Origin of the sequence: Vibrio sp. D3, from assembly GCF_043995865.1 — a bacterium.
Classification (GTDB): Bacteria; Pseudomonadota; Gammaproteobacteria; order Enterobacterales; family Vibrionaceae; genus Vibrio; species Vibrio diabolicus.
The window spans coordinates 1,168,525-1,181,396 of sequence record NZ_CP171887.1 but is presented as its reverse complement, the minus strand read 5'-3'; the positions used below and the strand labels follow the sequence as shown (position 1 = coordinate 1,181,396).

The window sequence follows — 12,872 nt, the reverse complement described above, 5'->3', positions numbered from 1 at the left end:
GAAAAACCGTTTAGAAAAATATCATTTGTCTCGTACTGCCAGATTCTGGGCGAGCTCTTCACTATTGCGTGTGCTAATTACATAACAACGTATTTTCACTCGACGCAAATAACAAAAAACCCAGCACTGAAGCTGGGTTTTGGTGTTCTAGTGGTTAATGAATTAACCGATGTGCGTTGCGCCGCCCATGTACTTCTGAAGTACTGTAGGGATTGCAATGCGACCGTCTGCTTCTTGGTTGTTTTCTAGGATAGCGACCATGGTACGACCTACAGCTAGACCAGAACCGTTTAGCGTGTGTACAAGCTCAGGTTTCTTCTCGCCTTTACGACGGAAACGCGCTTGCATACGACGAGCTTGGAAGTCCCACATGTTAGAACATGAAGAGATTTCACGGTAAGTTTCTTGAGCTGGAACCCAAACTTCTAGGTCGTAAGTTTTACGAGCGCCGAAGCCCATGTCACCTGTACAAAGAACCACTTTACGGTAAGGAAGCTCTAGAAGTTGTAGAACTTTCTCAGCGTGACCTGTTAGCTCTTCTAGTGCATTCATTGAATCTTCTGGCTTAGTGATTTGTACTAGCTCAACTTTGTCGAACTGGTGCATACGAATCAGACCACGAGTGTCACGACCGTAAGAACCTGCTTCTGAACGGAAACATGGCGTGTGAGCTGTCATCTTGATTGGTAGATCCGCTTCGTCAGAAATCGTGTCACGAACTAGGTTCGTTACAGGTACTTCTGCCGTAGGGATTAGAGACAGTTTACGTGGCTCTTCGTCGTTTACTTTTTCCGCTAGAGGCTCTGTGTGGAAAAGGTCTTTACCGAACTTAGGAAGCTGACCAGTACCGAATAGGCTGTCAGAGTTCACTAGGTAAGGTACGTACATTTCAGTGTAGCCATGTTCTTCTGTGTGAAGATCTAGCATGAACTGAGCAATTGCACGGTGTAGACGAGCAAATTGGCCTTTCATCACGATGAAACGTGCGCCAGTGATCTTAACTGCGCTTGCGAAGTCTAGACCGCCACCCATTTCACCTAGGTCAACATGGTCTTTCAAATCGAAGTCGTAAGTCTTAGGCTCACCCCAACGAGAGATTTCAACGTTGTCGTTCTCGTCTTTGCCATCTGGCACTTCATCAGCAGGGATGTTTGGTACAGAAAGCGTGAATTCGTCTAGTTGAGCCATTACTTGCTCAAGTTCAACTTTCTTCGCATCAAGATCGCTACCTAGAGTACCGATTTGTTTCTTGATCTCTTCTGCGCCTTCTTTGTCGCCAGCCGCCATTTTTTGGCCGATTTGTTTGGAGATGGAGTTACGCGTGGATTGTAAATTTTCTACTTCTACTTGAATGGACTTACGTTGTTCTTCAAGTTTACGAATAGTCTCTACGTCTAGCTTAAAGCCACGACGCGCCAGTTTAGCAGCTGTTTCATCCAGCTCTGTACGAAGTAATTTAGAATCCAGCATTGTTAATCCTATGCTTTTTGTTGTGAAATCACGCGCACTTTCCAAGCGTACGCGTTAAAAAAATTTACTGAACAAATGTATCCAAAAACGCCTACTTTTCATAGCGCTTTTGTTGGCTATTTGCGTCTAATTTAGCCAAGTAATCTAACTTTTCGCCGATTTTGGTTTCTAGACCGCGATTTGTTGGCTGGTAATACTTACGATCTGCCATTTCTGGTGGCAAATATTGCTCACCGGCTGCATAGGCACCCGGCTCATCGTGAGCATAACGATACTCTGCCCCATACCCCATTTCTTTCATCAAACTGGTAGGTGCATTTCGAAGGTGATGAGGCACTTCATATTCAGGTAAGTTATGAGCATCTGTGAGCGCTTGTTTCCATGCCACGTACACCGCATTACTCTTTGGCGCGCACGCTAAGTAAACGATCGCCTGTGCAATCGCGCGTTCACCTTCTGCCGGACCAACACGGGTAAAACAGTCCCAAGCAGAAAGTGCAACTTGCATGGCTCTAGGGTCCGCATTGCCAACATCTTCCGATGCTATCGCAAGTAATCGGCGAGCGATATAGAGCGGATCACAACCTGCAGCGATCATACGTGCAGCCCAATACAAAGCGGCGTCTGGATTTGAACCACGAATGGATTTGTGAACCGCAGAGATTAAGTCGTACCAGATATCACCTTTGTTATCGAAGCGAGAGACCTTTTCTCCCGCCACTTCCGCAAGCAACTTAAGCGTGATTTCTTTTTCACCCTGCGCATTGTCTTCTGCCATATCGTATAGCAGCTCAAGGTAGTTAAGAGACATGCGAGCATCACCGTTAACTAGCTCTGCTAGGCGATCTAGTACGTTATCGGCGAAATGTGCTGGTATATTCCCCAAGCCGCGCTCTTTGTCGTTAATCGCTTGATCAAGCGCCAGCGATATTTCGCTCTGGGCAAGAGAAGTCAACTTGTAAACGCGAGCACGCGAGAGTAATGCGTTGTTTAACTCAAACGAAGGGTTCTCTGTGGTCGCACCGATAAACGTAACCGTACCGTCTTCAATATGCGGTAAAAACGCATCTTGCTGTGATTTGTTAAAGCGATGCACCTCATCCACGAATAAGATAGTGCGGCGACCAGCCATTTTGTTCTCACGCGCTTTGTCGATCGCAGCACGGATTTCTTTCACACCAGACGTTACCGCAGACACACGCTCTACTTCAGCATTGGCATAGTTTGCAGCCACTTCCGCTAATGTCGTTTTGCCTGTGCCTGGTGGTCCCCAAAGGATCATAGAGTGAATGTGACCCGCCTCTAGCGCACGGCGCAGTGGCTTGCCGGGGCCTAAAATGTGCTGCTGTCCGATGTATTGTTCGATCGTTTCCGGTCTCATACGAGCAGCAAGGGGACGAAAATCTTCGTCCCCCGAGAAATCTAATGTGTAATTACTCACTACCAATTAATTCCTTTGGTCATCCACTTCCACACCTTTTGGAATTGTGAATGTGAATCTGTCTGCTTTCGGTTTACCCAGCTTCACGTTGTTAAAGGTGAACAAACCTTTTTGGCCGTCTTGCTCAACCACATTGAAGCCTTTCACCACACCTTTGGCATCAATATTAATCTGGAATTGACCTTGTGTGGAGTCTACTGCAGTAGGAATGAGAGTGAACTGGTCACCTTTTTGAGATATTTTGTAGTTATTCCAATCACTTGCTCGGTTACGCGTTAGCAAAACAAATGGCGTTTGCTCTGTTGCTTGCTCTTGCCAGTAGATGCTCACTTGCTCGATGAATGGGCTGTAGTACCACAATGTCTTACCGTCAGAGACCAATAGGTTCTCATCAGGGAATGTTGTACTCCAACGGAACAGGCTTGGGCGGGCAATTTCAACCGTACCTTCTCCTTCCATCACCGTTTCGCCTTCAGGGCTGATAACCTGCTGAGAGAAATCTGCACTAAAGCCATCATTCATAGAAAGGCGTTTGTTTAATTCATCTTTAGGAGACGCTGCGTGTGCAGTAGAGAAGAGGGAAAAGCTTAAAACAAGCGCGGAGAAAAGTTTCGCTGAAAATAGTTTTTTCATTCAGATACCTATTATTAGAACCACTCACCTCAGTTGGACTGAGGTGAGTAACACAAGTTCATTAATCTTTTGGTGGCGCAGGTGCCAGTACTTCACGGTTACCGTTATGACCCGGAGCACTTACGATGCCCTGCGCTTCAAGCTGCTCTACAATACGAGCGGCACGGTTGTAACCTATCTTAAATCGGCGCTGAACACCGGAAACCGAACCTCGACGTGACTGAACTACGTGCTCAACGACTTGATCAAAGAGTGGATCCACATCTTCATCCGCTTCCATTTGCTCACCTGGCAATAAGCTTTCTGGACTTTGATCTCCGCTGATGATCTCTTCAATGTAGTTCGGTTTACCACGCGCTTTCCAGTTGTTTACAACAGCATGAACATCATCATCTGATGCAAATGCACCGTGGACACGAGTTGTATGACTTGAACCCGGCGGTAGATACAACATATCACCCATACCAAGCAGTGATTCTGCACCACCTTGGTCTAGAATCGTACGGGAGTCTGTTTTAGTCGATACCGTAAACGCAACACGAGTTGGAATATTCGCTTTAATCAGACCCGTGATAACATCCACCGATGGACGTTGAGTCGCAAGAATTAGATGAATACCTGCCGCACGCGCCTTTTGTGCCAAGCGTGCAATCAGTTCTTCTACCTTCTTACCCACCACCATCATCAGGTCAGCAAATTCATCGACAACAACAACGATATACGGCAGTTTTTCTAGCAATGGCGGTTCCGTATCCATACTGTCGCCTTCTTGCCAGAATGGGTCATGAATTGGGTGGCCTGCTTCTGCTGCCATCTTCAACTTCTCGTTAAAGCCTTTCACATTACGAACGCCCAATGCCGACATCAACTTGTAACGACGTTCCATCTCACCCACACACCAACGTAGAGCGTTTGATGCGTCTTTCATATCAGTCACAACTTCAGAAAGAAGATGAGGGATACCTTCGTAAATAGAAAGCTCTAGCATTTTCGGGTCAATCATGATGAAGCGTACATCTTCTGGGCCAGCTTTATATAGCATGCTCAAAATCATCACGTTCACACCCACCGACTTACCAGAACCAGTTGTACCTGCTACTAGCACGTGAGGCATCTTCGCAAGATCGGCCACAACAGCTTCGCCCGCAATGTCTTGACCTAACACAACCGTTGTGGGTGACGTTGCTTGCTCAAACTGAGGACTACTGATTACATCAGATAAATAGACCGTCTGACGGCTCATGTTTGGCAGTTCCAAACCGATGTAAGGCTTGCCAGGGATTACTTCTACAACACGTACAGCCATTGCAGACAATGCACGCGCTAAGTCAGTTGAAAGACCAGAAATACGGCTTACTTTTACCCCCGGCGCCAAATCAAGCTCAAAACGAGTGATCACTGGACCAGGATAAATCCCCACCACGTCGGCTTTAATTTTGTAGTCCGCTAGCTTGCTCTCAACCAATCGAGCGACCTGCTCTAGCGCATCACGGTCGATAAAGTTTTCGCGTTTTTCTGGATGGTAAAGCAACTCGAGCGTTGGAAGTGGTTCTTCCGGAACAGGCAAGTTTTCTTCTTTCTGTACCAAAAATGGGTTCTGTGTCGCTGCTACTTTGGCTTGCGCACTAGAAACCATGTCTTGGAATGCCGCTACATCTTCGTCGCCGTCTTGAACCTCTTCAACCTCCGCTTTTTGAAGTGCAGGTTCAAATGTTGTTGAAGGTGTTGCTGGAGCTGGCTGTAGTTGTTGTACAGACTGTGACTCCACTTCGTCTTCATCGTCTAACACGTCAAAATCAGAGATCGTAGGTTCAATGTGTTGACTCGATTCTGTTTGCTCCGTGATGCTATCTAGCGCAGCGGAATCAATTACAGGCTCTTCATGCACAGGATGCTCAATACTTGGCTGCTGTACTTGCTCTGCTTCAAATTGTTCGTACTCCGCATAATCTGGTTCAACACTGTTCGGTTCTTCTGTAGCTGTATGTTGCTCTACATAGGAAGAGTAAGTGTCTGCAAATGATGGGGCTACCTGTTCTTCAGTTCCCCAGTCATCTGCTTGTTGCGCTGCAGCTTCAAGCTCTTCTATCGTGACATTCAGCTGCTTGGTACGCTCCAGAAGCGGATCAACGTTATCAGTATTCACCGCATGGACAGGTTGCGTTTGGTGCTCAGGTTGAGCATAAACTGGCGCAGCATTAACCGTAGCCTTGTGTTGTGGTGGCGTCGGTTCCACCATCATTTGTTCCGCTGGTTTCTCAGGTTTAGCTTGCGGCATATAAATAGGATACTCATGCGCAGGCGCCGATTCTTTCGGCTCATCGACATCGAACGCCGTTAAATGAGGAAGCGGTTCATCATCAATGTCATGGTCTACGTTATGTCTAGGCGTAGAGACTTTATCTTCCACGAACTCATCTAACTGAGGTTCTAAAACTTCTTGCTCAGAGCCTCTTATCTTATTTGCAAGCGCCGCAATTAGCGCTAATGCACGATCACCAAGCCACTCCACAATATTAAGCCATGAGATGCCAGTAAAGAGAGTAAAACCCGCTCCCCATAAGAACAGCAGTACCAATGTCGTGCCAAGTACATTCAATGTAGGTAAAGCTAGGCTAGACAACACGTCCCCGACGACACCACCGGACGAGAAATACCAAATATCATCAAAATTAATATCGGCTAGACCACAGCTAGTCATTATAAGGACGACAAGGCCGAGTAACCTCGTACCCCATAACATGAAATCAATTGGCTCATCTTCTCCTCGTTTACGGCAAATCACCCATGCAGCCGCAGCTAGCAAGAAAGGGATGGGATAAGCGAGAGAGCCAAATGTGAAGAATAGTGTGTCCGCAAGCCAAGCGCCGAAAAGGCCACCAGCATTGTCGATCTCCCCTCCCCATGCGGTTTGGGACCAGGAAGGATCGGCCGGACTGAAGGTAAATAGTGCAACCGCAAGCAATACCGAGCTAAGAACGCCAACGATAAAGCAGCACTCTTTTAAGCGTTGGAAGCCATTTAAGCGTGAAGACTGGGGCTCTTCACTGGTTTTGATAATGGTTTCGACTTTCTTTGCGTTCTCTTTGAACATAAATCAACTTGAATATGGAAATGAAATAGGAAATTGCAAAACATTCCGAGCGGCATCAAGCCGCTCGGTAAATTGATTTAACCATATCAAAGAGAAAAACCCAATTACTCTCTGGCGAAAGCGGAAGCATATACCGCTTTCTTTGCAAGAAATTAACGAGTTTTGATCACAAGCTGGTTAGATTGTTTCACTTCTTCCATTACAACGTATGTGCGAGTGTCATTTACGCCGGGTAGGCGTAGTAACGTATCGCCCAATAGTCGGCGGTAAGCACCCATATCTGATACACGGGTTTTAAGAAGATAGTCAAAGTCACCTGATACAAGATGACACTCTTGTATGTCGTCTAGCTTTTGAACAGCTGAGTTAAACTGCTCAAATACATCCGGCGCACCACGGTTTAATGTAATCTCAACGAATACTAATAGTGACGCATCCAGGAACTGCGGATTCAATAATGCAGTGTATCCTGTGATGTAACCCTGACGCTCTAAGCGACGTACACGCTCCAAACATGGCGTTGGAGAAAGTCCCACACGTTTTGAAAGCTCAACGTTTGAAATACGACCGTCTTTCTGCAGTTCATTAAGAATGTTGCGGTCGATACGGTCTAGTTCCTTGGACGGCTTTTTATAGTTGTCTGCCATTTTTTATTCCACCTTATTACTTCCTTGCAAAAAAATATACTACAACTTTTTAATATTTGGTGCCAAATTTTACAAATCTATAACTATACTAGTTATTAATTCGACAATAACACCCTACAAACAGTTAATACAACCATTATAGAAAGAGGATACAGGATGATCATTGGCGTACCTAAGGAAATCAAGAACCACGAATATCGTGTTGGTATGATCCCAGCAAGCGTGAGAGAACTCATCTCACATGGTCACCAAGTTTTAGTTGAGACCAATGCAGGTGCCGGCATTGGTTTTTCAGACGATGATTACATCGCTGTCGGCGCATCCATTCTCCCTCATGCTGCAGACGTATTCGCGCAAGCAGACATGATTGTAAAAGTAAAAGAACCCCAAGCAGTAGAGAGAGCAATGCTCCGCGAAGGGCAAATTTTATTTACTTATTTACACCTAGCACCAGATTTTCCACAAACTGATGAGCTAATCAAGAGCAAAGCTGTCTGTATAGCCTATGAGACTGTAACAGATAATATGGGTCGTTTGCCACTGTTAGCACCAATGTCAGAAGTGGCAGGTCGGATGTCTATCCAAGCTGGCGCGCAAACATTGGAAAAATCACACGGCGGTCGTGGTCTGCTACTAGGTGGCGTACCTGGTGTTGAGCCAGCGAAAGTCGTCATCGTTGGTGGTGGTGTTGTTGGTGCAAACGCAGCTCGTATGGCTGTTGGTCTTCGCGCTGACGTAACCATTCTAGACCGTAACGTAGATACACTTCGTAAGCTTGACGAAGAATTCCAAGGTCGCGCTAAAGTGGTTTATTCTACTGAAGACGCTATCGAGAAGCATGTTCTAGAAGCTGACCTTGTTATCGGTGCCGTTCTAATTCCTGGAGCAGCAGCGCCTAAGCTGGTAACAAAAGAGCACATTGCTAAGATGAAACCTGGTGCGGCAGTGGTTGACGTGGCTATTGACCAAGGTGGCTGTTTCGAGACATCTCACGCAACAACCCACGCAGATCCAACTTACATCGTTGATGAAGTGGTTCACTACTGCGTAGCAAATATGCCTGGTGCGGTTGCACGTACTTCAACTTTCGCATTGAACAATGCAACACTCCCTTACATTGTGAAACTCGCAAACAAAGGCTACCGTGAGGCACTTCTAGAAGACAAAGGCTTCCTTGAAGGTCTAAACGTTATTCACGGGAAAGTAACATGTAAAGAAGTAGCAGAAAGCTTTGACTTGGAATACGTTGAACCAACTCAAGCTATCGCTATGTTCAATTAATGACAAAATAAAACACAATTTGTCACGTTTTGTTTACAAAAGCCCACGCATAAGTGGGCTTTTTTATATAGAGCGTTTAGCTATAAAAAATAACTAATTCTTATATGCGCAAATTAAAATATTTCTAGGTGTAACTGATTTAGGGCAAAACTCTGACAATCTAACACGATAACCACGTTCTTCAAGATAAAGTGCTTTGTCCAATGCGAGCCAGATCTCCAATGGACGTTGAAAAACCAGTTGCACTAAGCTCATTCTCTCCATTTGCCAGAAGCGTTGTTCGCTTAACTTTTCAAAATGATCGAAATCGATTTCTTGAGAAAGAACGATACCTTTCTGATCCGCCGCCCAGCGACACAAAGATTCAAAGCCTTCACTTAATTGCGACTTACGAATACTGGGGACAGGTTGATATTCTGCCATGCCTAACGCTCGTCGAGTAATCAAATCGAAGCCAAGACGAAACACCATTTCCTGCTGACGATGGCGACGTACACGCTCTCCCCCTGTCACCGTTTGCTGTAACGGGATACGCAGTTCTTGCTTAGACAATGAGAGAGAAGAAACCCTCCCCGGTTTCGACATCGGCTGGTATTGTTCCGACTGAATCAAGTGATAACAACAAGGTGAGATGGTCATCGCAGCAATCCCATTCTCACTGCCGTACTGCATTAGACGAACATGGAGGTCACCACACGCATGCAGTGCCACCGCGTGTTGCGTTGGCTTGAATACCGCTTTTGCTTTGCTATCAAACGCGTCACCTTGAATAAACGTCATTTTCCAATGGTGTTCATTCGCAGCTTGTTGCCCTGAATCACACAGTGCTTGTTGATATTCGAAACTGGTCACAGGCTGATCGGTTTGTGTTGCCAGGATTCGTCCTAAATAACCTTTCCCTGAACACCACTCTAACCATTCTTCGCCACAGTGTTGTTGAATTGCAGCTTCACCCATCGAGCTGATTTGCTCCAGCTTACGTCCGGGAATGCCGTTGTCTAAACCACGAGCGAGTGCCAAACCATTTAAGGTTAAAGACTCTAAACGCGTGTGATAAGCGAGTTGTTCGAGTTGAGGCACGAACGCGCTTATCGCTTTTAAGGCGAGTTCAGGTTCCGCTTTATACTCTTCGATTTGAGAGGGAGAAAGAGACACTAACCACTTGCACAACTGAGGGTGTTGCTCTTGCCAAGGTAATGAGGTGTGGATGCTACTTTTAAATGGTTCAAACCGCCATAGCGATTCGTTTTCCAATAAGCAGTCATTAATAAATTGAAATTGCGTTTTCATAACTCCCCCTACAACGAGCGCATTGTAGAGGGAATCGAAACATCAATGAAGTGTTATCTCACCGGGAGCTCGATGTCTTTAAACATCTCTTCGATTTCTGCATTAGATTTCAACGAAATCGCCTGCTCTACCACTGGGCGAGTTAAATGAGGAGCAAAGCGTTCCATAAAATCGAACATGTATGAGCGCAGGAATGTGCCGCGACGGAAGCCAATACTTGTCGTACTAGCCCCGAATAAATGGCTCGCATCTATTGCGACTAAATCGCTGTCCTGCTCTTCATCCACAGCCATGCTCGCAATCACACCAACACCAATACCCATGCGAACATACGTTTTAATAACGTCCGCATCAGTTGCAGTGAACACCACTCTCGGGGTTAAACCCTCACGATTAAATGCGGTATCTAACTCTGAACGGCCCGTAAAACCAAACACATAAGTGACCAATGGATAAGCGGCAAGATCGCTGATCGTTACCTTATCTTTCTTCGCTAATGGATGATCTTTAGGCACGACAATTGAACGGTTCCAGTGATAACAAGGCAGCATGATGGCATCTTGATATAAATGAAGTGCTTCTGTCGCAATCGCAAAGTTCGCCGTACCTTTGGCAATCGCCTCAGACATTTGTGACGGCGTACCTTGATGCATGTGTAATGACACTTTTGGGTAGCGAGAAGTAAAACCTTTGATGACATCCGGCAAAGCATAACGCGCTTGCGTGTGTGTCGTGGTGATATTCAGCGTCCCCATTTCTGGGTGGGTGTGCTCCCCTGCTACAGCTTTGATACTTTCTACACGAGCGAGAATTTCTTGAGAGATACGTACAATTTCTTCACCAGCAGGTGTCACCTGTGTTAAGTGCTTACCGCTACGTTCAAAAATCTGAATGCCTAACTCATCTTCCAGCAACCGAACCTGCTTACTGATACCTGGCTGAGAGGTATACAAGCTTTCTGCCGTCGCGGATACATTCAGATTATGGTTTACAACCTCAACAATATACTTCAGCTGCTGCAGTTTCATCGTAATCCCTTACTTGTTCATGAGATAATTTATTGGCCACTCGGACGAGCGATATAATAATTAGTTATAACGCGTTCAAATCGAAATGAACAGTAATTTCTAACTTATACCTCAATCACATACTGATAATCCTCAACATAGAAACAATATGCACAAAGTTGAGCCAATAAATGACTGAAGTTCTATGATGTGACTTCTATCAGTAGCTAAAACGTGGGAGAGACAAAATAATCAAACAAATAGGGTGCCGAGTAAGATAAGATTCATGTATTCTTTAACGCTAGCCGTAGAAAAGTAAAGCAGACGCAAAGATATGAATATTGGTTTAATAATCGCTTTGGTAGCCATCCTACTGGTGTTGATCCTAGGCTATAACATTATGTTGCAGTATAAGGTCAAGGTAGAGACTGCGAAAAGACAGGAGTCCGCACGCTATGTTGCCTTGATTGATGGCACTGAAGAGTTGATTGGTCATGCGCACCATATCCCTTTTAGCAAGGAGCTGTTGCTGTGTCTAAACAATCGTATTCTTGACGCGCTAGAAAGCATGCATGAGCTTGACCCGAAGAATAAGCAGCTTGCTCAACGTATCGAAAACATGAAGCAACAGATTGAGCAACTGAAAGAGAATGGTCCCACTGGCGAGAGTACCACGTTCAAAATGCCGAGCAGTGATAAACAAGCCATCGTCATGCTTAAGTTGGTGAAACGCCTCCGCGATACTATCCGTAACGAACATAATAAAGGCCGTATCGACACCCAGACTTATGTCGCTGAAAATGCGCGTTTAGAAACGATGCAGATTCGTATCAACATCGAAAACGTCATTAAAAGAGCAAACGACTCAATCGCTCGAGGTCAACCTGGTACAGCACTTCAACTGCTACGCAAAGGTATCGATGCATTGAGTACAAAGAGCGATCCCTACTCTATTCAAGCGAAACAGAAGCTTGAAGACATGCTGGGCGACCTAGATAAAAAACGCCAAGATAAAAGTGATGCTGAAATGCAGCAGATCGCCGATAAAGAGCGCGACAATGACATGGAAGCACTCTTCGGCGAGAAGAAAAAGTGGTAACATTCACTTAAGGTCAATAAAGGCTGCAATCGCAGCCTTTTTTCTATCCGTAAGATAGCGGATATGCCCAATTAGAATGTGAAGTACTAAAATTAAAATGATGAATCTAGACGCCTATCAAGATCTTCTTGCTCCCATTAACCAATTTCTGCAATGCAGCACACCTGATGAATGGGTAGAGGAAGCAAAGAAACCAGAAAACCTTCAAACCATTTTATTAGACCACCTAATGTGTGAGCTAAAAGCTGGCCAATCTGCGATGTTTTTAATTCGTAAGTATGCCGTTGACCAATCCAGTTCACATGCTCTGCTTGACTGGTTTAAACCCTATGAAGACTTTGCTTATCGCAATGTAGGCTCACTAGAAACTTTAAAAGGTAAGAGCAATATTTCCAAAGCGATCATGGCTAAGTCCAACTCACCGTACAGCCAAGATTTGATCGATAAAATGGTGCTTTTGATTAAAGAGGAATTGCACCACTTTTATCAAGTTTTAGAGATCATGGAAAGTCGTGGAATTGAGTATAAAAATATTCCAGCAAGTCGCTATGCTAAAGGGCTCATTTCGCATATGAAGACTCATGAACCGGAAACACTGATCGATAAGCTCATCATTGGTGCGTACATCGAAGCCCGATCTTGTGAGCGTTTTGCCAAACTAGCACCACATATGGATGACGATATCGCAAAATTCTACGTTTCTTTACTGCGCTCAGAAGCACGCCACTATCAAGATTATCTAGTATTGGCAGAGCAAATCGCGGGCAAAGACATCAGCGAACGCATAACCTATTTTGGCCGAGTTGAGGCGGATTTAATTTCTACGCCAGATACAGATTTTAAGTTCCATAGTGGTATTCCAGCCTAGCGAGCATATTCTCCCAAGATTGAGCATGCTCTGAACTTATTT

Annotated in this window: 10 protein-coding genes; 3 read left to right on the top strand and 7 right to left on the bottom strand. The window is 45.3% G+C overall.

Going from position 1 to position 12,872, the window contains the following annotated elements:
• Positions 1 to 162: 162 nt before the first annotated feature.
• The 5 genes from serS to lrp all read right to left on the bottom strand — a co-directional run bounded on the left by serS (position 163) and on the right by lrp (position 7,285).
• On the bottom strand, positions 163 to 1,470 hold the full coding sequence (gene serS / locus ACHFJ9_RS13505) for a serine--tRNA ligase (RefSeq protein WP_167426732.1): 1,308 nt from the start codon (positions 1,468 to 1,470) through the stop codon (positions 163 to 165).
• A 91-nt stretch (positions 1,471 to 1,561) separates the two neighbouring features.
• A complete protein-coding gene (locus ACHFJ9_RS13500) occupies positions 1,562 to 2,917 on the bottom strand; it encodes a replication-associated recombination protein A (protein ID WP_395357113.1) in 1,356 nt (451 codons plus the stop codon).
• A complete protein-coding gene (lolA, locus tag ACHFJ9_RS13495) occupies positions 2,918 to 3,544 on the bottom strand; it encodes an outer membrane lipoprotein chaperone LolA (RefSeq protein WP_005388103.1) in 627 nt (208 codons plus the stop codon).
• A 61-nt stretch (positions 3,545 to 3,605) separates the two neighbouring features.
• Entirely contained in the window at positions 3,606 to 6,638 is a 3,033-nt protein-coding gene (locus ACHFJ9_RS13490) for a DNA translocase FtsK 4TM domain-containing protein (RefSeq protein WP_301582754.1), read from the bottom strand.
• A gap of 152 nt (positions 6,639 to 6,790) precedes the next feature.
• On the bottom strand, positions 6,791 to 7,285 hold the full coding sequence (gene lrp, locus ACHFJ9_RS13485) for a leucine-responsive transcriptional regulator Lrp (RefSeq protein WP_005378234.1): 495 nt from the start codon (positions 7,283 to 7,285) through the stop codon (positions 6,791 to 6,793).
• Between the two features lie 156 nt (positions 7,286 to 7,441).
• Here lrp and ald point away from each other — a divergent pair, with 156 nt between their 5' ends.
• Positions 7,442 to 8,566, top strand: coding sequence for an alanine dehydrogenase (gene ald / locus ACHFJ9_RS13480; RefSeq protein WP_005378241.1), 1,125 nt, complete (start codon positions 7,442 to 7,444; stop codon positions 8,564 to 8,566).
• Between the two features lie 93 nt (positions 8,567 to 8,659).
• Here ald and ACHFJ9_RS13475 read toward each other — a convergent pair whose 3' ends face one another.
• Together ACHFJ9_RS13475 and cysB are read right to left on the bottom strand one after the other, a co-directional pair.
• Positions 8,660 to 9,856, bottom strand: coding sequence for a methyltransferase (locus tag ACHFJ9_RS13475; protein ID WP_301582752.1), 1,197 nt, complete (start codon positions 9,854 to 9,856; stop codon positions 8,660 to 8,662).
• 53 nt (positions 9,857 to 9,909) lie between these two features.
• Complete coding sequence (gene cysB, locus ACHFJ9_RS13470; protein WP_006742885.1) at positions 9,910 to 10,884, bottom strand: HTH-type transcriptional regulator CysB; 975 nt, start codon at positions 10,882 to 10,884, stop codon at positions 9,910 to 9,912.
• Between the two features lie 313 nt (positions 10,885 to 11,197).
• On the opposite strand from cysB, the gene ACHFJ9_RS13465 reads away from it, so the two are divergent.
• Entirely contained in the window at positions 11,198 to 11,962 is a 765-nt protein-coding gene (locus ACHFJ9_RS13465; RefSeq protein ID WP_006742886.1) for a hypothetical protein, read from the top strand.
• Between the two features lie 97 nt (positions 11,963 to 12,059).
• Positions 12,060 to 12,830 (top strand): tRNA isopentenyl-2-thiomethyl-A-37 hydroxylase MiaE, encoded by a 771-nt coding sequence (gene miaE / locus ACHFJ9_RS13460; RefSeq protein ID WP_395357108.1) that lies wholly within the window; start codon positions 12,060 to 12,062, stop codon positions 12,828 to 12,830.
• Positions 12,831 to 12,872 lie beyond the last annotated feature (42 nt).